General features: G+C 60.8%; 19 protein-coding genes and 2 pseudogenes. 14 read left to right on the plus strand and 7 right to left on the minus strand.

Going from position 1 to position 21,436, the window contains the following annotated elements; translation table 11 throughout:
• Positions 1 to 168 precede the first annotated feature (168 nt).
• Positions 169 to 855 carry a thioesterase domain-containing protein gene (locus QM590_RS20790; RefSeq protein WP_269596237.1) on the plus strand — a complete coding sequence of 229 codons (687 nt, stop codon included), beginning with the start codon at positions 169 to 171 and terminating at the stop codon, positions 853 to 855.
• A 7-nt stretch (positions 856 to 862) separates the two neighbouring features.
• On the opposite strand, the gene ggh is transcribed toward QM590_RS20790, so the two are convergent.
• The gene (gene ggh / locus QM590_RS20795) at positions 863 to 2,200 is read right to left on the minus strand and encodes a glucosylglycerate hydrolase (RefSeq protein WP_094638385.1); all 1,338 of its coding nucleotides are present in this window, start codon (positions 2,198 to 2,200) and stop codon (positions 863 to 865) included.
• Between the two features lie 106 nt (positions 2,201 to 2,306).
• Between ggh and QM590_RS20800 the strand changes: the two genes are divergently transcribed.
• Together QM590_RS20800 and QM590_RS20805 are read left to right on the plus strand one after the other, a co-directional pair.
• Positions 2,307 to 2,822 (plus strand): DinB family protein, encoded by a 516-nt coding sequence (locus QM590_RS20800; protein WP_269596236.1) that lies wholly within the window; start codon positions 2,307 to 2,309, stop codon positions 2,820 to 2,822.
• Positions 2,823 to 2,835: 13 nt separating this feature from the next.
• Complete coding sequence (locus QM590_RS20805) at positions 2,836 to 3,507, plus strand: SDR family oxidoreductase (protein WP_269596235.1); 672 nt, start codon at positions 2,836 to 2,838, stop codon at positions 3,505 to 3,507.
• 173 nt (positions 3,508 to 3,680) lie between these two features.
• Here QM590_RS20805 and QM590_RS25860 read toward each other — a convergent pair whose 3' ends face one another.
• Complete coding sequence (locus QM590_RS25860; protein ID WP_317813852.1) at positions 3,681 to 4,055, minus strand: LuxR C-terminal-related transcriptional regulator; 375 nt, start codon at positions 4,053 to 4,055, stop codon at positions 3,681 to 3,683.
• Between the two features lie 284 nt (positions 4,056 to 4,339).
• Between QM590_RS25860 and QM590_RS20815 the strand changes: the two genes are divergently transcribed.
• From QM590_RS20815 to QM590_RS20825, 3 genes are all read left to right on the plus strand, one after another.
• Positions 4,340 to 4,582 (plus strand): hypothetical protein, encoded by a 243-nt coding sequence (locus QM590_RS20815; RefSeq protein ID WP_269596234.1) that lies wholly within the window; start codon positions 4,340 to 4,342, stop codon positions 4,580 to 4,582.
• An 11-nt stretch (positions 4,583 to 4,593) separates the two neighbouring features.
• A complete protein-coding gene (locus tag QM590_RS20820) occupies positions 4,594 to 5,526 on the plus strand; it encodes a TetR/AcrR family transcriptional regulator (protein ID WP_269596233.1) in 933 nt (310 codons plus the stop codon).
• A gap of 65 nt (positions 5,527 to 5,591) precedes the next feature.
• Complete coding sequence (locus QM590_RS20825; protein ID WP_269596232.1) at positions 5,592 to 6,017, plus strand: pyridoxamine 5'-phosphate oxidase family protein; 426 nt, start codon at positions 5,592 to 5,594, stop codon at positions 6,015 to 6,017.
• A 19-nt stretch (positions 6,018 to 6,036) separates the two neighbouring features.
• Here the strand turns inward: QM590_RS20825 and QM590_RS20830 are convergent, their stop codons facing one another.
• The 3 genes and pseudogenes from QM590_RS20830 to QM590_RS20845 all read right to left on the minus strand — a co-directional run bounded on the left by QM590_RS20830 (position 6,037) and on the right by QM590_RS20845 (position 10,197).
• Complete coding sequence (locus QM590_RS20830) at positions 6,037 to 7,311, minus strand: lipase family protein (RefSeq protein WP_269596231.1); 1,275 nt, start codon at positions 7,309 to 7,311, stop codon at positions 6,037 to 6,039.
• A 216-nt stretch (positions 7,312 to 7,527) separates the two neighbouring features.
• Positions 7,528 to 9,179, minus strand: a pseudogene (locus QM590_RS25985) (DUF6119 family protein).
• Positions 9,169 to 10,197 (minus strand): ribonuclease H family protein, encoded by a 1,029-nt coding sequence (locus QM590_RS20845; protein ID WP_269596228.1) that lies wholly within the window; start codon positions 10,195 to 10,197, stop codon positions 9,169 to 9,171. The pseudogene QM590_RS25985 and the gene QM590_RS20845 overlap by 11 nt, the downstream one beginning before the upstream one ends.
• A 20-nt stretch (positions 10,198 to 10,217) precedes the next feature.
• On the opposite strand from QM590_RS20845, the gene QM590_RS20850 reads away from it, so the two are divergent.
• The 7 genes and pseudogenes from QM590_RS20850 (at position 10,218) to QM590_RS20880 (ending at position 18,711) form a co-directional block, all read left to right on the plus strand.
• The gene (locus QM590_RS20850; protein WP_269596227.1) at positions 10,218 to 12,308 is read left to right on the plus strand and encodes a helix-turn-helix transcriptional regulator; all 2,091 of its coding nucleotides are present in this window, start codon (positions 10,218 to 10,220) and stop codon (positions 12,306 to 12,308) included.
• Positions 12,298 to 13,911, plus strand: coding sequence for a class I SAM-dependent DNA methyltransferase (locus tag QM590_RS20855; RefSeq protein ID WP_269596253.1), 1,614 nt, complete (start codon positions 12,298 to 12,300; stop codon positions 13,909 to 13,911). The genes QM590_RS20850 and QM590_RS20855 overlap by 11 nt, the downstream gene beginning before the upstream one ends.
• A gap of 11 nt (positions 13,912 to 13,922) precedes the next feature.
• On the plus strand, positions 13,923 to 15,128 hold the full coding sequence (locus tag QM590_RS20860; protein WP_269596226.1) for a restriction endonuclease subunit S: 1,206 nt from the start codon (positions 13,923 to 13,925) through the stop codon (positions 15,126 to 15,128).
• Positions 15,109 to 16,200 carry a hypothetical protein gene (locus QM590_RS20865; RefSeq protein ID WP_269596225.1) on the plus strand — a complete coding sequence of 364 codons (1,092 nt, stop codon included), beginning with the start codon at positions 15,109 to 15,111 and terminating at the stop codon, positions 16,198 to 16,200. Before QM590_RS20860 ends, QM590_RS20865 begins: the two co-directional genes overlap by 20 nt.
• Positions 16,201 to 16,407: 207 nt before the next feature.
• Positions 16,408 to 17,661 carry a hypothetical protein gene (locus QM590_RS20870; protein ID WP_269596224.1) on the plus strand — a complete coding sequence of 418 codons (1,254 nt, stop codon included), beginning with the start codon at positions 16,408 to 16,410 and terminating at the stop codon, positions 17,659 to 17,661.
• Between the two features lie 229 nt (positions 17,662 to 17,890).
• Positions 17,891 to 18,160: pseudogene (locus QM590_RS20875) on the plus strand (DUF6508 domain-containing protein); the annotation flags it as partial.
• Between the two features lie 92 nt (positions 18,161 to 18,252).
• Positions 18,253 to 18,711 (plus strand): hypothetical protein, encoded by a 459-nt coding sequence (locus QM590_RS20880; RefSeq protein ID WP_269596222.1) that lies wholly within the window; start codon positions 18,253 to 18,255, stop codon positions 18,709 to 18,711.
• A 530-nt stretch (positions 18,712 to 19,241) separates the two neighbouring features.
• Here QM590_RS20880 and QM590_RS20885 read toward each other — a convergent pair.
• The gene (locus QM590_RS20885) at positions 19,242 to 19,676 is read right to left on the minus strand and encodes a hypothetical protein (RefSeq protein ID WP_269596221.1); all 435 of its coding nucleotides are present in this window, start codon (positions 19,674 to 19,676) and stop codon (positions 19,242 to 19,244) included.
• A 51-nt stretch (positions 19,677 to 19,727) separates the two neighbouring features.
• On the opposite strand from QM590_RS20885, the gene QM590_RS20890 reads away from it, so the two are divergent.
• Entirely contained in the window at positions 19,728 to 20,819 is a 1,092-nt protein-coding gene (locus QM590_RS20890) for a hypothetical protein (RefSeq protein ID WP_269596220.1), read from the plus strand.
• 106 nt (positions 20,820 to 20,925) lie between these two features.
• Here QM590_RS20890 and QM590_RS20895 read toward each other — a convergent pair whose 3' ends face one another.
• Positions 20,926 to 21,273: a hypothetical protein gene (locus tag QM590_RS20895; protein ID WP_283279302.1), complete on the minus strand. Its 348-nt coding sequence runs from the start codon at positions 21,271 to 21,273 to the stop codon at positions 20,926 to 20,928.
• Positions 21,274 to 21,436: the final 163 nt, after the last annotated feature.

Here is a 21,436-nt window from a genome sequence, read left to right on the forward strand (position 1 = left end):
CTCAATGGTGAACAGTCACTAATGCGTTCTGTCCACAGACGTGATTGAGTCGTCGGTGATGAGACGTGGGTAACACTCACGCTGCCGATGGCGACATACCCAGAGTCGGCACGAACAAACAAGTCCAATGGAAACACGAACTACATCTCTTGGCTCGGAGGCGCACCCATGACTGTCGTGAACGATCTCTCGCATCTGGCTCTCACGGAGCTCGACCCGTCCGACTACGCGGTGCCGACAATCGCACCGATCCGAACCACCGGACACCTCGACCCCGTCTTCTGCATCCACCCCTTGGTGGGTCTCGTCGATTGCTACGCGGGCCTGACCGCTCACGTGGACGACGACCGCCCCATCTACGGCGTCCAGGTACCCGCGTCCGGTGAGCGTGCCGAATCCCTCGCGGCCCTGGCGGCGCAGTACGCCGACGACATCGTTCGCATCCAGACCGACGGCACCGTCCATCTCCTCGGCATGTCGTTCGGTGGAGTTCTCGCTCACGCCATCGCCGTCGAACTGCAGAATCGGGGCGTCACGGTCGGCGCACTGACGCTGCTCGACAGCGACCCTGTCCGGGCCCGCGCCGAGGGTGCCGATCTTCTCGCCGCCATGGGTGACGAGATCGATCGCAGCCATGTCGAAGAGCTGCTCGCCGTCGCCTCGCACAACGACGAACTCGTTCAGCGCCACCTGCCCGGCATCTACTTCGGCGACATCCTCGCCGTCTCGTCCCTGGGGACCGACTCCGGTTCCGCGTGGCATCCCTTCGTCTGCGGCACCGTCGCCAAATACCTCGTGCCCGACGCCACCTCGTTCGACGTCGTCGGCCCGTTGGTCGACAGCTACCTCAGCTGATCTCGCGCTACCCCAGCCAGTCCAGTACGGCCGCGGCCGTCCACGATTGCTGCATGCTGCCGAGCGGCTTGCCGGTGAACGGCTCGTAGTACTCGGCGAAGCTGCCGTCGCTGGCCTGGCGCAGGCCTTCGTCGCGCAACGACAGTGACCGCTCGGACCACCCACGACGCGCGAATGCCCACGAGAACAGCCACGTCATCACCGGCCACACCGGCCCGCGCCAGTACTCACGGGCACGGAAGTCCTTCGAGACCGGGGACGTGGACGGCGGAACCGCGTACCGCAGATCCGGGTGCCCGCAGAATCTCGTGCCCTCGAAGATCCGAAGCAGATTGCGTTCCTGCTCGCGGGGCAGGCCGCCACACAGCAACGGCGCGAACATCGCGATGGTCTCGGTGCCGATCCACTGGCCCGTCCGCAGATCGAAGTCACGGGCCCCGCCGGAGCGCGCGTCCGTCGTCGCGATGACTCCCTTGCGGAACTTCTCCGCCCACGACCGCAGCTCCCGAACATCGGAGTGCGGACGCGAATGGTCCTCGCCGATGGTCGCGAGCACATCGCAGGCCACCGCGAAGATGGCGCTGACGAACACATCCTCGACGGCGAAGCTCATCTTCGTCTTCAATGCGTCGTCGTCGTACCCGACCTGCTTCATCTCCTCCACCAGCCAGATGTAGCGGTCGTACTCGAGATTGCTGGGCCGCTGGGAGGCGTCGCTGATGACCGCCTTGTCTTCCCGGAAATACGGATCCATCTCTCCGGGAACCACATTCGCGTAGGCCGAGTCCCACCGCGGCGAGTTGTCCATCCCAGACTCCCAGCCGTGGAAGACGGCGATTCTTCCGTTGTCGTCGACGTCACGAGCCTGCGCGAGCCAGCGATGCCACCGCACCAGATCACCCCAGCGGCGATCGAGAAACTCCTCGGCGACGGCACGCGTCGTGCGTCCGTGACGCTTGGAGTGGTCCAGGATGCGCTGCACGGCGATCGCGTGGACCGGCGGTTGCGTGATGCCCGAGGTCTGCGGGCTCATCGGTGCGTGTGACGCGAGCGTGCCGGTGGCCCACCGCGCCGGGCCGGGGAAGTAGCCGTCGACACCGTTGGCGAACACGATGTGCGGGATCATCCCGTTCTTCCACTGTGCGGAGAGCAAGGTGTCCATCTCCACCACGGCCCGCTCCACGCTCAGCGGGGCCAGTCCGACGGAGACGAACGCCGCATCCCAGCTCCACATGTGCGGATACAGCCGCGGAGCCGCACTGGTCATGGTGCCCAGGTCGTTGCCCCTGAGCAGATAAGCCGCGCGCGCTGCCAGCTGCGTGGAAGTGAAACCTCGATCGCCCATGCAGACAGTTTGCGTGCACAGGCGACATTCCGCTCGTTTGAAATTGCGGACCGAACCTGTCCTCGATCGCTCCTACTGTGAACATCACCAACCACCAGGAGGAACAATGACCACCGAGAACACCGACATCGTGAAGATGCTCGACGAACAACGCGCCAATTTTCACATCACCGTCCGCGGAATCACCGAGGAACAGGCGCGCACCCGCACCACCACGAGCGAGCTGACCCTCGGTGGGCTGCTGCATCACGTGATCAGCAACGAGCGCCATTGGATGAAGGTGATCGCCGACCTGGACGAGAACGCGGAATTCGACATGGAATCCGCCGGCGGCGAGTACGTCATGGCCGAGAACGACACCGTCGCGGGGTTGATCGCCGAATGGGAAGAGGTTGCGCGCTCCACCTCGGCTGCGCTCGAGACGTTGGACCTCGACCTGTCGGTCCCGGTTCCGACAGCACCCTGGGCACCCGAACGCATCTGGCAGAGCGCACGATTCACGGTGCTGCACGTTCTGCGCGAGATCTCCCAGCACGCGGGACACGCGGACATCATTCGTGAAGAACTCGACGGAGCGAACACCACCCGGACCTGGGCAGCCGAAGCCGGTATGAGCTTTTGAGTAACCTGCTTTCATGACTCGTACTGCGTTGGTGACCGGAGCAAGCCGTGGCCTCGGGGCCCATATCGCCCGACTTCTCGCGCCGGATCACCACGTATTGCTCGGCGGACGATCGGCCGAATCTCTCGAGCCGATCGCGTCGGAACTGGCAGGAGCTACCCCGTGGCCGGTGGAACTGACCGATCCCGACGCGGTTGCGGCGGCCGCGTCGGGCATCGATTCTCTGGATGTGTTGGTGCACAACGCCGGAGTCGCGGCACTGGGGACGGTCGAGGAGTCGACGACCGATGATTGGCGGCGGCAGTACGAGGTGAACGTGATCGCTGTCGTCGAGCTGACCCGTTTGCTTCTTCCTGCACTGCGAAAGGCGAACGGCCATGTGGTGCTGATCAATTCGGGTGCCGGAATTCGCGCGAACCCCGGGTGGGGCGGTTATGCGGCGAGCAAGTTCGCGCTACGGGCCTTCGGAGATGCACTGCGACAGGAAGAACCGTCGCTACGCGTGACGTCGGTGCATCCCGGACGCATCGACACCGAGATGCAGCAGGAGATCGTCGCGCACGAGGGTGGGGAATACGACGGCTCGAAGTTCCTGCAGCCCAGCTCTGTTGCCCGTGCAGTACGCAACGCCATCGATACGCCTGCCGACGCACATCCCACCGAGGTGGTGCTGCGCACCAGGTGAGCGAAAGTCCCCTCGGTCGTTGCGCAGGCTCCACTCCGGCCTCGTAGCAGGGGGCGAGTTTCCCCTCACGACAGAGGGTTCGGCGCGAGTCTGGTAGTTCGTTGGCCAGACGACTTGCGTGGGCCCCTCGGCTACGCACGTTGCCTGTAATCAACCCCGCTGACCTTCGTCGCTCAGAGGTCGTCGAGTTTCACTATGCCGTCTTGCAGGGCCCTGGCGACGAGTGCCGCCTTGGTCGGTGCTGCCCGACCGACGCGGGAGTATTTGTCTCGAATTCGTGTCAGGTGGGTGTTGACGGTTCCCAGGGCGATGTGGAGGCGCGTACCGACTTCGACTTTGGAGTCGCAGTCCAACCAGACCTTCAGGACTGCAACTTCACGCTCGGTCAGTCCGGGTGACGCGTACGTCGGCTTTGGTCGTCGGCCATGGACTCGCCCCGATGCGAGAGTGGAACGGGTGACGGGCGGCCTCGGGCCGAGAGGGTTACGCACTGTCCCAGGCACTGCGACGCGCGTCTGGACTTGGGGTCGACGATCGATCAACACCATCGGGTCCTCCTCGAGATACCGGCCTTGAGGCCGATGAGTATCGGACCACGGCCCGCGAACCCCCTGCAACACAAACCAATTCGAGAAGAACATCGATTCGAGTGTTACGACTACACAGACATGTAGTTATGACTAAACACTGCGAGCTCGGTCACTCGGTTGCTATGGTTCGTGATCCATTCAGGTGCTGTGAAGTCCAGTGAAGGTGGTTGACGTTGAACCCCAGGCCCGTCCCGCGTGAACAATTTCTCCACGCCGGATACCGGCTCCTGAACGACGTGGACATGACCGACCTCGCCCGGTCGCTGTCCATCTCGGCGGTGGTCGACGGTGCTGGGCTGTCGCATCAAACGTTCCACAACACCTACCCAGGCAACTCCCGCAGTGGAGGTTCCGGCGGCAAAGAAGCGTTCGTGGCGGATCTTCTCGACAACCTCACCGTGAATTACACCGGCACGGCGCCCATCGACCCGCCTGCCGGGCTGCGAGACGCGGCCGCGCCGGTGTCCGCCCTGTTCGAGACCTGACCTCCGGCCTGATGCGTCGGCGCCTGGTCGCCACCCTGCTTGCCAGCGACCACGACGGGGCGCGCAAAGCCGTCACCCCCGAATTCGAGCGACTGGATGCCGACCTGCGCACCATGGTGGGTCAGGCCATCCAAGCTCAGGGCGGGTCCGTGCGTCGGCCGCTGTCGTTGACGTCCCTGTCGACTGCCCTGGGCGCACTTCTCGACGGCTACGCTCTTCGCGAGATGCTCACGCCCGGTTCCGTTGCCACGAGCGAGGTAGGCGAGGCAGTCACCTCGATCCTGCGTTGGGCCATCGACCCAGTACATTCCGAGCGGAACTCGACCGAACCCGACCCCGTCGACGCGCTCGACGATGCCGCCTCCCTCCGCCCCGACCTGGAGGCCGACGTCATCGCGGCCACGGAAGCGCTCTTCCTCGACAACGGATACTTCCTGGTGACGCTCGCCGACATCGCCGCAGCAGCAAAGATTCGAGTCGAGGATCTCCGACGCCTGTTTCCCAGCAAGGTAGACATCATCGTCGCCGCACTGAAACCCGAGTTCGATCGCGTCCTACGGCTGCGCCGAGCCGACGAACGCCTCGGCATCGAGCCCGCAATTGCTCTGCAGCGCACGTTGATTGCGGTGGGCGAGTTCGTGATCGACAACCGCGCGATGAGCACAGGGATGCTCCTTGCGCTCAGCGTCGAGCAGTTCCAACAGCCGAGCACGATCACGACCGTGATGGAGAACCTGTACCTACCTGCCGCCGTCGTCCCCATCCTCGAACGCGGTCGCGAAACCGGCGTGTTCAGCGACGAGGCACCGACGATCGAGGCGGCAGTCATGCTGACCAACAACGTGCTGTTCCGATGCTTGACGCGGCCGACCGAAACGGCAATCGACGTTGCCGATGGCGTTCTCCGACTACTCATGCCCGGCATCTCGACCAGGACGCCCTGACTCACCCGGCCCGAGGGTTCGTCTCAGGTCTAGAACTAGGTCTGCGAAAGTCCTACGGTTGTTCCATGGCACTGTCGAAGGCAGAACGCGAAGAATTTCTGGCCGAACCCCACATCGCCGCGCTGTCCGTCGCTGCAGGCCCTGATCGTGGCCCGTTGACTGTCCCCATCTGGTACGACTACACCCCCGGCGCTCAGGCGTGGGTCCTCACCGGGAAGACGTCCAGGAAGGCCGAATCAATCAGAGCTGCAGGGCGATTCACGCTGATGATCGAGCAGTCGGACCCGAGGATCAGGTACGTCTCGGTCGACGGACCCGTTGCGCGGGAAGAGCCGAGTACACCGGAGTTACTGCGCACCATGGCAGCGCGCTATCTGCCGCCGGAGAAAGTCGACGGCTACCTCGAGATGGCCGACAGCGAACACGAAGAGAACGTGGTGTTCTACCTGCAGCCGGAGCATTGGCTGTCGGCCGATCTGGGCGCGATCTGACAGACCAACCGGGTTGGTACTACGGAGTCGGTGCCAGACTGTTTCCGGGCGGGATGGTTCCGCAGTTGCTCCGCGTCGGCCCACCGGCGAACCGCTCGGTCAGGAATTGCAGACTCTGGGCCTCGAAAGCCGGGAAGGCTTCGCTGTGCGACAAGCCGTCGTACTGCGCGTACTGCACATCGACGCCCCGGCCGCAGTATTCGTACGCCAGTCCCTGCACATCCGCGGTGATCATGACGGAATCGCCGATCGGATCGGCTTGCCCGACAGCCAGGAACATCGGCGTCCGCGGAGTGCCCTGGCTACCCATGATGTTGTCGTCGATCGCCGCCACCACCTCGGGTACGTCGAGCATGGAGGTGTACGGAGCCTTGACCATCGACGCGTCGGTGAGCGTCGGGTAGTCGTCGGCGAACTGGGCGATGCACTCCTGATCGACCTGATCGATCACCTGGCGGCCGTAGTCGGAGATGAAATCGTCCAGGTCGAGACCGTAGGCGCGTTGGTAGGCGACGATCAGTGCCGGGATGACGCCCGCCCACTCCTTGCTTCCGCTGACGTACGGCAGGTTGTGAGCCAGGTCGACCGGCAGCCCGCCGGCCGCCGCTCCGACGAGGTTCAGCTCGGGTGCGTACTCGGGGGCAATCTCGGCACCCCACTGCGTCGGGACGGAGCCTCCGGAGTATCCGACCATGCCGACGGGCGTGTTCGACGGAAGCTGCAGAAAGGACTGTGCCGCGCGAACGCCGTCCAGAGCTGCGTACCCCGACTGCCGTCCGATCGTCCACTCGAGTTCCTCGCCCTCGTAATCCGGCACGACGACGGTGTAACCGGCTGCGAGATAACCGGCAATGACCACCTGTTCCGCACCGGCAATAGGACTCGTGGACCCGCCGCTGAGGGTGTACGAGGGATTGCACTGGGACCCGAGGGCGTCATATGCCATGTGGTACGACACGATTCGCGTCGGGCCGGGGATCAGGGGCCGCAGCACCGTGGCGACCGTGACGACGGATTCGCCCTGTTGGTCGGTGGTCCTGTAGAGAACCTGGCTACCGGTGACCGGCGTCGGCTGGTTCGGCGTTCGGAAGGTCATGGGCCTCGACCGAAGCACCGTTCCCGGGGAGACGTCCAAGCCGCCGTCCCAATCGTAGAACGGATCGTCGGCCGGAAGCGGTGAGCCGGGCCCCGGATCTGCTTGTGCAACAGGGACACTCACGAGCGTGACGGATCCCAGAACCAGGACGACGGAGGCCACCAGCCTCACCACGAATCCTTTACCGACCTGTGACATGCAACAAATTAAAGCCCATCAGCGCATGACGCGGTACGAAGTTCCAAAACTCGTCCTTCGATTGCCGCCTCCCGCTTCTCCGAACTCAGGATGTGGCCGTGCTCGGTGACACGAGTACCGGTCAGACAGTTGCGGATGCCTAATCTGGCTGGTTCGTCGACATGCACAACTAGCAGCAGGCGTAGTTGTAGCTGGACCTGACTGTGACTCGAGGCTTCAGCGAATCGAGATTTTCGCGATGGACGGCTCAACCCGCATCTGCCGGAGTCGTCCTGCGAAATCTCGCAGATTGACCTTGCTGAAAGTCGGCAGATCGAGTGGCAGGTCGTAGTGGTCGGCGATCGAGATCGCAAACGTCACTCTTTGCGGCGCATCGAGCGCTACCGTCTCGAAAGACGGATCACGAGCACGAACCTTCGCAACGAAGTCGGCTTTTGCCGTCGCGTCGGCAGCAAGCAACGATGCCGCAACCGATCCCTGTGAGAACAGATGGCTCAAGGTCTGACTTCCGTTGTAGCGCTTGACGCATATCAGCCGGCCGTCTCGCGAGAGAAGGTCGCACGCCTCGATGTTGGTTCGGTCAGAGGTCTTGATCTCGACCTTGTCCATCAAAAGTAGATCCACTGAGCCACCCGCCGCGCGCGAGTTGTACGGACCTTCGTGCTCCGACGCGGAAGTGTGCGGAAGGTGAGTAGTCGAAGTCACGTTTTCGATCGTCAGCAAATCTCTGTTCAAATTTTCGGTATACGACTCTTCGAGTTTGAACCAGCGGCCGAGCGTGAGAATGTAGCGCGCTTCACTGGTGCCCGCCTCGAAGACCAACCAATTTCGCAGGGGCAGGAGACTACTCACTGGATCGCCGTCCGGGCCGATCGCAATGAGCTTGACCGACTTCAAGAAGCTGGATCCGCGTCGAACACCGACTTCGGCGATCTTTCGACGTAGCTCGACGACAGAAAACGTCGTCATCACAGCTTCTCGCTTGCCACCCACAACGTGAATCTCTTCGACGAAGTCGAGCGATCCACGTCCGGTGGCGCGAACTCGAGCAAATGAACGTCCGAGTCTGACCAGTCGGAACCGCCACCGAGTATCTCGGCGGCCAGACGTTCATCGAGCTGCCTACTGAGCTGCTCACCTTTTCGCAGCGGCTCGAGCGAGTCGACGAACTCGAACGCAGGTATCGGCTCGGTGTCCGCAACGATGTCCAGCATCCCACCGAGCACAGACTGAACTTTGTGGAGGTCGATGTCTGTCTTGAACGCGATCGAATCCCCGGCGACGACAGAGCCGTCGAGCTCCAGCAGTGCCTCATCGGCTTTCCCCGACAACCGCCGAACGAACTCGCCATCGAGAACTACTCCCAGGTCGTTCAGCGTGGAACCACCCGGCACTTGCACCGATTGACTACGGGCAGTTGCGTCGATCCGTCGACTGCTCAAACCTGTGAGGTGGTCCGGACCGAGCGCACGCGCTGCAACTCGCAAACCGAAGTTGCTCTCGATCGCATCCCACTCCAGTACGCCTGCGCCCTGTCCGAAACAGAGCGCAAACCTACGGTTGTTCACGGGAAGTATCACAACCAGTCTGTTGGCTCGGTTGGTCACCGTCGCCAGCCCCGGAAATTGCGAGTCCAGGTCCGCCGCCCATCTGGGTGTCTTCTCCGTGGGTTGGCCCAGATACGACATAGCTCCCGGAGGTGCGGACGGCGACCCCTCGATTCGATCGAGCGCAGCCGACCCACCCGCGCGATACTTCGTCTGCAAAGCGCTTTCGACATCGCCCAGACCGTCGCGAATGAGATAGCAGTTGAACCTCAGCGAAGGTTTCCTCTTCGGTGCCACCGTTCCGTCCTCTCTACGCTGCATGTGCAGTAAAACTCAACTGCCCGATAATGTTTCGATTGATCTGCTCTTTGACGCTCGGACTGACCCGGGCTTCCTTGTTGCGACGGGCGGCGACTGCGAGACGGTCCGCGATCTCGTTCAGTTCGTGACCGGCATGACTGCGAACCCAGCTGTAACGGACGTCTCGGCCCGCGGCTCTGCGCTGAACAACATCGACGATGTCGACAACTTGCCTGGTCCGCCGCTCGAGCAACTCGGCACGCGGCATCGTCAGGCTGGCGATAGCCGCCTTGCTGTCTGACAACACATGCAACCGTCGTTCCGGAAAGTGTTTGAGCGCCAGCGCAATAGCCAACAACTCACCCGCGAGAACGGTTTCGACGTCGGGATATACCTTGCTGGCAAATCCACCCTCTGCGCTCACACACGCAACTCCCGCACCGTTTCGGCTTGTGGCCTTGGATGCGTCGGTCGCCACTATCAACTCGGGAAGAGCCTCACGTCTTGCCAGTTCTGCAGCCCAGGCCCGCCGATGCGCGAAGCGGGTGTGGTCGTCCAGTGCCTGCACTGCGACCCCGATCAAGTCGTGCAAACGTCCGCGCGCCGTGCCGGCCACATCGAGTCCCGGAAAAGACGTTGCAGCGGCCTGGATCTCCCGCCGGAACGTGCTGTTCGAGATGTACAAGACACTCAGCTCTTCCTGCAGTGACACGAAGTGGCCGAATGCGTCCAAAGCGGCCGAGTACTTGCCATCGCCGACCCTTGACGTGAAGACCGCTGTCTGTGTGCTTTGTCCACCGGAGAGCCAGGCGAGCGCGACTTCGACTCGAGCATCGGCTCCGAAGTCGATCTGACGAATGTGTAGAGCGGCGAGCATGGGGACCTCCTCGGTCGGCTGTGGGATGAACACAGCTTCAACGAGTCGGGCGCGTAACACCATGCAATGTGTGATAGCCCGGGTTATCAAGCAAATACGGAGCTTATAGCTTGGGATGCGGTAACTTCCAAGAAGCGAACCGAAAGGTCCGGAGACCAACATTACCGAGGAGGTGCGGCCACATGAGCCATCGCGTTGCCACTTTCCTCACGATGTCCGATATCGCCGCGTTAGCTCAGGTGAAGCGGCCCGTCGTGACGATGTGGACACGCCGCTACAGCGGGATTGACCGTCCATTCCCTGCCCCTTCCCAGACGCGCGGAAAGCAACGCCGCTACGACGGCGACGAGGTTGTTCGATGGATCAAGAGTAGGAACCTCGGTAACAACGAGACACTCGAGGAAAGCCTCGCCCTACATGCGGCCTTGGACACAGGCGACGAGTTCGGCGAGGACGTGGTGTTCGACGGGCTCAGTGCACTCCTCTGCTTGAAGTGGTACCTCGGCGGGCAGCTCAGCGAGTACGCAGCCGCCGAGCTCCTCGACGAAGCCGACGAGACGGACCCCGACGACGAGTTCCTCTATTCCGAGTTGGTGGCACTCGGCGAGAGCCTCACCATGTTTGCCGAGTACACCGATCTCATGGTCGATTCCGCGTACGGTCCAAAGCGCGCATTCGAGTCGCTAATGGCTCAGTCGAATCGATCGTCCATCGAGGAACTGGCCGCGACCCGACTCGACCCTCAGTGTCTGACACTGTGCGGCGCGATCACCGCAGCGCTTACCGACCCGGACGATTACGTCTACGTCGACCCGTCCGCTGGCACCAGCGACATGCTGGTCGCCGTCCGCGACGCCCTCCCCGAGTACGCCGAACCCACGTCCACTATCAACGAGACCAAGTCACGACTCGCACGGCTGTCCCGACGACGCCTGACCGTTCATGGATGGACACAGAAACGTCCACCCCGCGATGGCTTTGCAACCGGTTTCGAGCTGCCGGGACCATCGGCGTTCGTCGTGCAGTATCCGACGGCGTCGACTCTTGGTCACAGTGACGCACAGATATTGGCCGAGATCGACGACATCGTCGTCCAGATGTCCGACGATCATGTAGCCGTTGTGCTGGCACCGGCGTCGGCATTGCTCGACGCCCAAAAGGACCCTCAAGCTGCGCGCCTCCGCTCGGATATCCTGCGGTCGGACCGCGTGCGTGCTGCAATCCGCTTGCCAGAGGGCCTGCTGCCCGCTCGGCCCGGAACCTCATTGGCGTTGTGGGTACTAGGTGCGGCGTCTGAGGCAGTGAAGCCTGCCGATCGGTGGTCGGTCGTTATGGACGTCGGCTCCCGCGAACTCGACAGTGCGACAACTGACGGACTGGTCTCCGATGTTCTTGCTGCAATGGGTGATTGGAAGAGCATTCGTGCTCACGCGTTCAAATTCGGCGTTCTGATGAAGACTTCGGTGTTGCTGGCGGAGGACAAGCGGGGTCTTACGCCAACTCGAATCAGACGACCCCGCGCTAGACGATTCGGTCCCGATCTGGCCGCCCAGATACTCGAACACTCCGACGCATACCGGCGGACTCAGCTCCAGTTGCGTAGAGAACTACGACTACCAGTCGAATATCGTGACCCCGACGGCTCTCAGCTACCCACCCTTGGCGAACTCGCCGCCTCACGCGAGCTGAAGGTGTTGGGCGGACACAGAATCGAACCGGAGCACGTGGTCCTCGGTGGAGCAGTTCGCGTGCTCGGACTCGACGAAGTTCTCGGTGACGTTGCCATCGGCCGGCGGGGAATGGACCGATTGGTGTTCACCGCCGCGTATCCCAGCGCTCGCTACACCGAACCAGGGGACATCGTGTTCTGCTCAGGTGCTCGCTTCGGTGCAGTTGTGGATCACGAAGGTTCAGCAGTGGTCGTCTTCCCGGCGCGAGTGATCAGAATCGCCGACGCCCCCTCCTCCGGCCTGATTCCCGACGTCATCGCGGCTCATCTCAATGCCTCAGGGCTCGACTCACGCGCACCTCGCGCCATCAGATCGAGTGCGACGTGGAAGCGCTGGGAAATACCCCGCGTCCCAACCGATCGGGCTGTGGCGACGATCGACGCCGTCGACTCGTTGCGTCACCAGCGTGTGACCGCCCTCCAATTACTGGACCACATCGAACAACTAATGAACACCCTCGTCGACGGGTTGGCATACGGAGTGCTCTCCATCGGCGATGAACCTGAGCTTCTACAAGAAAGGCCGGCACGCAATGCCTCCTAGAAAACGGGCGGCGGCAGTCACCACGCCGTCGACGATGAAAGAACTGAAGGACACACTGTGGAAGGCAGCGGACAAGCTCCGTGGGTCGATGGATGCGTCGCAGTACAAGGACGTCATCCTCGGACTGGTGTTCCTCAAGTATGTGTCCGACGCCTTCGACGAGCGTCGTGAGCAGATCCGCGCGGAGCTCATTGCCGACGGGATGACCGAGGATCAGATCGGCGACCTCATCGATGACGAGGACGAGTACCTCGGCAACAGCGTCTTCTGGGTTCCCGAGACTGCCCGTTGGCAATACCTCGCGGAGAACGCGAAGGGCATTCAGGAGACTGTCGGAGTGACTGGCAGGACTACAGGCGAGCTGATCAACGCTGCGATGGTGTCCATCATGGCGTCCAACTCGACCTTGACCGGAACGCTGCCTGTCGTGTTCAACAACGACAGCATCGACCAACGACGTCTCGGTGAGTTGATCGATCTGCTCACCGACACCCGGTTCACCGGGCACGGTTCCACGAAGGCCCGCGACCTACTCGGCGAAGTGTACGAGTACTTCCTCGAAAAGTTCGCCCGCGCCGAGGGTAAGCGTGGCGGCGAGTTCTACACGCCCGCAGGCGTTGTCCGTGTACTGGTCGAGGTTCTCGAGCCGTACAGCGGACGCGTGTACGACCCGTGCTGTGGTTCGGGCGGCATGTTCGTTCAGACCGAAAAGTTCATCGAGAACCACGGCGGAAACACCGCTGACGCTGCGGTCTACGGTCAAGAAGCCAACCAGCGCACGTGGCAGATGGCCAAGATGAACCTCGCGATCCACGGCATCACCGGCAACCTCGGCGATCGCTGGGAAGACACCTTCGCGCACGACAAGCATCCGGACTTGAAGGCCGACTTCGTCCTTGCGAATCCGCCGTTCAATATCAAGGACTGGTCGAGACGCGAAGATGACAAGCGTTGGAAATTCGGCGTCCCGCCAGCCGGAAACGCAAACTACGCCTGGATCCAGCACATCATCTCGAAGCTCGCCGAACGCGGCAGCGCCGGTGTGGTCATGGCAAACGGTTCGATGTCTTCGAACTCTGGTGGCGAAGCTGACATTCGTGCACAGTTGGTCGAGGCAGACCTGGTCTCTTGCATGATCACTTTACCGACCCAGCTCTTCCGGAGCACTGGAATCCCGGTGTGTGTCTGGTTCTTTGCTAAGGATAAAAGCGCTGGGCCAACGGGATCGATCGACCGAAAAGGTCAGGTGCTATTCATTGACGCCCGAAACATGGGATATATGGTCGACCGGGCTGAGCGCGCGTTGAGCGAGGAAGACATCTCAAAAATCGGTACAACCTTCCACTCTTGGAGGGGCACAGAGTCTGCCGCAGGTATCGAGTACTCAGACGAAGCAGGGTTCTGCTGGTCAGCGACACTCGAAGAAGTCAAACTGGCCGGTTACGCTCTTAACCCTGGCCGATATGTGGGTGCTGCCGCGATCGAGGACGATGACGAACCGCTCACAGAAAAAATTGACCGACTAAAGCACCAGCTTACTGACCAGTTTGATGAGGCTGATCGACTTCAGTCGGCTATCCGGCAAGAGCTGGGGAAACTGTGAAGCACTCGCATATGACGTTGATGGACGTCAGTTCCGAATTGGTGGATTGCGTAAACCGGACCGCTCCTGAGACTCCGGGCGGCGAGTACTTTCTGATCGGCACCCCCGCCATGCGGGGGAACGTCGTTAACATCAATGAGACGCGTCGGGTTTCTGCGGAAGTGTTCGCTCAATGGACCCGCCGGCTAGTCCCAATTGAAGGTGACCTCTTGCTTGCCAGAGAGGCACCAGTCGGACCTGTTGTCCGAGTGCCCGCTGGTGGCAAGTTCGGTGCGGGCCAGAGAACCACTCTTTTACGCGCGAATCCTGAAATCGTGAACCCCCTCTACCTTTTCTACTTGCTCATCGATCCAACAGTCCAAGCCAGGCTGATCGCCTTCGCTATGGGGTCAACGGTTCCTCACCTGAGGGTTGCGGATGTTAAGTCCTTTCCATTGCCAGAGCTGCATTCAATACCCGACCAGAACGCTATAGCGAACCTGCTCAGTTCGCTTGACTCGAAAATACAAGCGAACTCAGAACTCGTGGATACTGCGGCTTTGCTTTCCTCGCATCTAATCGAACTCTCGCCAGCGCTTGTTGAATTGTCCGAGTTAGCTACCGTGAACAAGACTGCGGTTACCCCAGAAGAGATGGGGACCGCTCCCATCCTGCATTACAGCCTTCCGGCGTTCGATGCAGCCAGGAGTCCGGCCCAAGAATCTCCGGCATCGATTCTGAGCAACAAGTTCAGAATCGATCAGCCCTGCGTACTGATATCAAAGTTGAATCCTCGAATTCCGAGAGTGTGGGATATCCCAGAGGTTGAATCGACCCCAGCGTATTGTTCGACTGAATTCGTTGTACTGGAATCGGATTCAGTTTCGACGAGCGTTTTGACTGCGGCGCTTCGCAAGCCTGCGGTGTTTGACCAGATCTCATCACTCGTCGCCGGGACCTCTGGCAGTCATCAGCGCGTCAAGCCAGATGAACTGCTAAGTGTCTGCGTACGTGATCCACGCACAATAAACAATGCAGGACTCAAAGCGATTACCGCGTTAGGACATCGATCGCTTATTGCGCAAAAAGAAACCGCTACTTTGAGACAGCTACGCGACACACTGCTGCCAGCGCTCATGTCAGGCAAGATCTCGATCCGCGAAGGGGAGAATTACATCTCGAGCATTACAGGTCATCTCGGACTATCGCAGGAGAACCATGCCAAGGCTAGGACTTGACAATCGCACGACTCGGCTGATTTCGGGTAAATGCGTATGGCGAGAAATTACTCCTGTTTTGGAGGGCTATCAGCATACAATCACTGCGGCGATCGCCTACATTGGATCTCAAGCAGCACAATATCTACTAATCTCCGCGGATTCATCGATCGTCGTCGACGCCAGTGAGCGCTCGGTCATGTCCGGATCGACCGACCCTCGGGTACTGCTGGCCTGGGTCAAAGGCGGTGTGAAGGTCTATTCACTCGCCAACCTTCACGCGAAGATGATTCTCGCGGACAGTTCATCCGCCGACAATCCAGCGTTTCTGGCAGTTGGATCAGCCAACGCTTCTAGCGCCTCGGCGAACCGCTTGTACGAGTCGATCATGCTGACCGACAACGACGAAACGATAGAGGAAGCACGCACAGCTCTCATCGAGTGGAAGACTCGCGCGGGCAGCCCCCTGTCCATCAAACACCTGGAAGAGCTCGTCAAGCAGTACAAGGCCGACGACAACGGCGACGAAGAACCCGAGGGTGACTCCGAACCAGACGATGACGATGACGATGAATACGACGATTCCGAAACACCCTGGCCGCGAGCGACGTCACTTCATATAGCCCCCATTGGTCTGGCCGGTGATCCATCCGAGCAAGCACTGCACAAGCAAGAAGAGTTGGGCGAGCAGTACGACTGCGCTGAGGAAGAAGAGCAATACTGGTTCGACATCAAGATGTTCTGGTGGGACCAGGACACTGATCCCACCTACTCGAGCGAAGGGACGTACCCGGAGGGGTCCCACGTCATCGTAATCAACGGAACCAAGAGCGGCAAGATGCGCGCGACTTCCAAACTCTCCGAGCCGGGCCGGGTTGTTCACCGCTTCACCGAAGATTTAGGACGCCTCACACGGACGTATTACTACCTCCACACGAAACTCTCCGATGAAGAGCACACGCTGGCCGATCTCAAAGCTGCCCTTGCTTCGGTGAACGACCACGTCGACTACGACCGCCAGTACCTACGGCGGCCCCAGATCGACGCGATGCTCGACCTATGGACAGATATCGACTACGACGAGGACCAGTGAACGACAAGGTTTCGACTGCAGTCGATAGCCCGACCCCGCTTCACCCCGATGCCCTCCTTGGACTGCGTCGCAAAAGAGCCATCCTTCGTCCCGACGCCAACTGGGCGAAGTACGGCTTCACCGACGACGACAGAATCGCCTGGTTGCGGTGGGGGTCTCACGCACGACGAGGCTCACTTCGCCGCCATGTGCCGGGGAGCAATGTCAGTGCCCGGCATCCGATTTACACCAGAAAAGCTGAACTGGTTTATCGGAGAGACCACGATCCTCGACCGGCTTCGTCGCGGCAAGAACATCATTCGCATTGAGCTGGCATTTGCCGCGCACCGCGGTATCGAGCACACCGTCGACACTCGCCTCATTCGTGCGTTGGAGTTGAAGACTGGCAAAACAACGGAAGTGCCGGACCTCGCGTACCTCGGTCCTTTGGAACTATCTGCCCGTCGACTCCCTCGGGTCATCGACGCTCTGGCAATCCACGCCGGCCACGTGGTCGATATTCTGGGGCCCGTAGTCGACCTTAGGCTCGAAGCAGATGTCTTCCGCGGAACCGGCGTCGTGGGACCCCTCCTCACCCAGGCTACAAAGGCACACGGGATTTATTCTCGCGGCGCTGCATTGGATGACTTCATTGCTGGCTTGGCGTTGGGTGTCGGGGAAGTGCGCGGAAGCGTCGAAGCTGCGCACATCGTCCAGCGAGTGGTGAGGACCAGGCGGTTTTACAGCATGCCTTCGGAAACCGCGAGCCTGCTCGAGGCCGCCTCGGAAAACGACATGCACGGCGCACCCGTAGCAGTTGCTGATCTCCCGTCACAAGACGGTGTTGCGCTCGTCTGGAATGACGAGAACCAGCCGGAGTTTCTCTTGAGTTGGGCTAGCCACGGGGAGAATATCGACATCGCTCTCACCCCCGCACGGGGCTTGACACGGAGGATCTTGGAGAGCAAGAACCCAAAGGCAATCAAGTCTGCAACAGCAACTCTGCACCTCAGTGCGGAGCGCAGTGACCTCCCACCTGTCGTCACGAAGACCAACGACCCCGAGTCGTCTGTCGTGCCTCTGTTTCTCGCCTTCGTCCACCTACTTCGCGAACAGCAGACGATCGAGCGAACCGTCGTCTTAGCGGAACCGTCCGCTGCGTTGTCGGAGCCGGCACATCCCTCTCAACGTCCCGATGAGGTTCAAGTACTGACGATCTCCCCGCGAGCTGGTCTCTCGGAAACGAACTCTGGACAACGTGTGTTCGATCACCGGTGGTTGGTGCGAGGGCATTGGCGCCACCAGTGGTTCCCGTCGCTCGGGGTACACAAGCTCATCTGGATTGCCGAGCATCCCAGCGGGCCTAGCGACCGGCCTATGGTCGCGCGAGACAAGGTCTACGTCGTGAAGCCGAGCACCCGGTCATCGAGGAGTCGAGGGGGGATCAGTAAGCCCAAGTATCGGGTTTGCCCGATCGCCTGAAACCTGCTGTGCGGCAATAGTTCATCAATTATCAAACCTCAAAGGGAACCGCATGACCAATTCGGACCCACTCGCATCGCTGTCCGTGGAGGACTGGCGCATGCTCGGCGAACTCGAGAGCCGAATCGACTCCAACCCCGACGCTATTGGCGCTTGGGTAGCGCCAGAGCCGTCAGATAACGGCAGCACCCAGGTCGGCTACGTGAAATAGGGATCTCTTGCTCAGGAGTTTCTGGAGTTCATGGACGCCAAGAACCTCGTCATCCAGTTCGATTGGCCCGGTTGGCGTGGCAAGGAAGCTGTGCACGAGGGAAACTTCCGGGAGATTCATTCGGCGACACCGAGCGATGCCCTCAAGTACCTGACCGTCATGATCCGCGCGGATCGCTTCAGCGAAGGCACCCTTCTGAACGCATTCGACACTGGTCTCGTTTCCGGGGCGCTTCGTCGAGTTCTTGCCTATCCACGACGGGATAATGCCCACCCGCACCGAGGATAAGTACGAGCTGATCTAGCGCAGAATGAACACCTCGCGAATCCGCCCACCGAACTGCAAAGATTCACCGTCAGGACGCCGCCTCGGGATAACGCGTGATCGACGCATCCCGTAACTATGCGCCGGGAGAGCATCAGATATCTTGCCGTACTGACGTCAGTGGTACCGATGTAGGTCGTGAGACCACCGAAATAGAAGAAATGCTCTTGACTGAGTATTCATTTACACACGAGTTCAACAACGGAACGACGGGCGTCGTTGCTCGGGATGACAGCGGCGTGTACCCAGTAATCGCCGTCGCGGTAGACGCTAGCGAGGAGCATGACCGCAACCAACTGGGACGCGCCGGTCAAAAGATCTTGGAACCTGGCGAACGCCTTGTGCCGATGTGGTTCGACAAACGCGGTCACCTCACATACTGGTATTACACAGCCTCGCAAATCGCTGATAAGGCTTCGGATCAAGCTCGTTTGGACCGAAACCGGGAACGAGGCTCGGTCGGCAAGCCGATGACCGAGGGAAGCCGGTTATGGCGCCAGCGCACCGGAGGCTAACGGTACTTCTGAGTCCTCGGCACAGGAGGTTCGGGACCTGAAAGTGTCGGACTGAGGGGGTAGCCTGACTGCGATCTGCCGAACCAACCATCGACTATCCGGGGGATAGCATTGCCCGATCAACGTTCGTCTTCCGATGTCACAGTCGTAGTCCCACGCACGGACGTCCAAGCCTGCGACGTCGGTCCGACGGTCGCTGCGCTGCGGCCTTATCTGTCTGATCCAAACCGGGCTCGGTCGCTGCAAGGCACTCTGGACCTCCGTATCGGGGGATACGACGATGACCCCTGCGAGTTGTTCGAGCTCGAAGATGTCCGTGCGTTCGTACACGCCTTGGACCTCGAGTTTCCCTACTGGCTCTACTTCTCCAGTATTCACACCACTTCGCTGCGAATGATCGCGCTCTGCTTCCTGCCGCCTTTCCTGACCGATGAGGGAAAGAGAAAGCACTTCAGCGAAGACCTCGACTCACTGCTCGAACGCAGATGGATCCCGGCCTTGGAGCAGATCGCATCGTTTGCCCAGCATCCTCAAGCCGAGTTCACGGAAATACTGGATGAGGCACTCGGATACTTCCGTAGGCCGGCAAGTTCACTGGCACCGTGACCGGCACGGGCCTGGTTGTATTTGCATAAGGCAGAAGAATCGGGCGCTCGGTTCACACCGTGCCCAAATTTTTCGGTCATTGCCTGCGCAAACGACCTGGCCACTGAAACACTGGCCATGTGATGAAACGCGAAGCTGGACAACGAACCTTCTTGATCGTAGGTAGTCCGTGGCTCACCGCGATCGCCGCGATTCGAGACGAACTGATCGACGAAGATCCCTGGCAGGCCCGAGGATCCTTCCGGCCTGGGGATCTGCTCGTCACCGTCCTGGACACCGATCCGCGTGCTGTGTTGTGTGTGGAACGGGTCGATGGAGGCGACAGCGACGAGGACCCCGTCGTGCTCGGTGAGCGCCATATGACGGCGAGCCTACCGCCGACATCCGAGGTCGAGGCGCGCGCGGCTGCTGTGTTCCCCGAACAGCCCGGACCGATCCCGTCCCGCGACGCGGACCGACTGCTCGACGCCATCGGTATGGCCGACGCATGGCTATCGTTCGAGCCGTTTGCGGAGAAGCGCGGTGCACTGGCCGAACCCTACGTGCGTCTGAACGCCGTTCCAGAATGCTTGCTCTGCGACCAACCGGTGGATCCTGGCGACCCCGAAACCGGCGTATATGTCGGAGCGCAGACCGATGCACAACCTGACGTCGATGCCCTGTTGTGCATCGAGTGTTGCGGTGAGATGGCGGACAGTCAGCACGCCACGCTGGTCCAGCACCGAATTGCGACCCGGCACCCTCAATGCCCCCGATGCGCAGCGTTCCGAAGTCTTTACGTTGCTCTGGGAAAGCTCCATTTGCCACCGGATATCGCGCCACGGTGGCCCTGGGAGATCGCGACCGGAGACTCCTTCGACGGTAGCGAAACGCAGTGGCACTGCGCAGCATGCGGATACGGCTGGGAGTACGTGTTCTCCGACCTGGCTCCGGGCGGTCCTGGTCAGAATAGGGAGCTCGTGCCGCTATGGGACCGTAACCTGGACAACCGTATTGTGTTGGGGCGCAGACGAAAAGACGGTAGTAGCTTCGAACCGATGTCCGTACTGTGTGCACCGCTGCAGCCAGTCGAGGTGATGCGGACCCTTGCAGCGATAGTGGACACCACGTTCGCAGGAAGCTGGGACGCTGCGTTGAGAGTGATCGTAGATCCATCGATTTCTGCCTGGGAGTTCCTGGACCACGCAGTCAACGAGTCCAGCGAATCGATCGGTGATCGCGCCCGTGACGTCCAATATTCCGGGGAACCTGTTTTCTCTGCAGTGCCCGGTGTTGGCATCAACACCGACTACGGCCCGTACGACAACACAGAAATCGAAATCGGTGACAGCTCTTACGACTTCTACGACGTCATGTACGCGTTCGTCATCGACGATGATGGTATAGCAGACATCCTGGACCCCCGCACCCAACACGAGGTCGTCGTCGACGGCAGGATCATGACCTCTGACGACGAGACATGGGTCTTCTCGCACACCCTCATGCCCGCCGACTATCGATGACGCGTGCACTCGACTGCCGACGATCACCATCGCCTAGCGAGCGAATGAGCCAACGGTCGCGCGTGATGAATGTTTCTGGACACCACTGTGGTTACGGCCTCAATGGCTAGTTCTGTGTGGTCCGGCAGAACTCTTGCGTGTTCCCAGCATCGAGGCAGTTCTGCCAGTCGATCTGTCCCTGAACCCAGGGCGAGGGTGTCTGCACGACCCGGTAGTTCGGGTTCGGAATCGTTGCACCGTTCGGGTAGACGCAGACATCGGTTTCGCACGTGGGGGTGTTCGCGTCGATCTCACTTTGCAGCGCCTGGTCGTGAACTGACTGGCAGTACTCCGACCATCCGGACTCTGTCCCATCCGACCAGCTCGTCGCGATCGGACCCAGCCCACCGCCGTGTTGGCACTCGACAATGTACGGCTCCTCGTATACCGGTGCTGGCTCGGCGTAGGTCTCCACGGGTTCCACCGGCGCTATCTCCGGTAATAGTTCGATAGTCGTCGTGAGAGGTGCCGGTGTAGTGGTCATCGTGGCCGCCGTAGACGTCGAGGAGACAGTCACCGGCGCTGCAGGCGAAACTGCGACACGCTCGTCGTCCGTGGAGCATCCCGAAAGAACGATC

It is taken from the genome of Rhodococcus sp. IEGM 1372 (assembly GCF_030056835.1).
Taxonomy (GTDB): domain Bacteria; phylum Actinomycetota; class Actinomycetes; order Mycobacteriales; family Mycobacteriaceae; genus Rhodococcoides.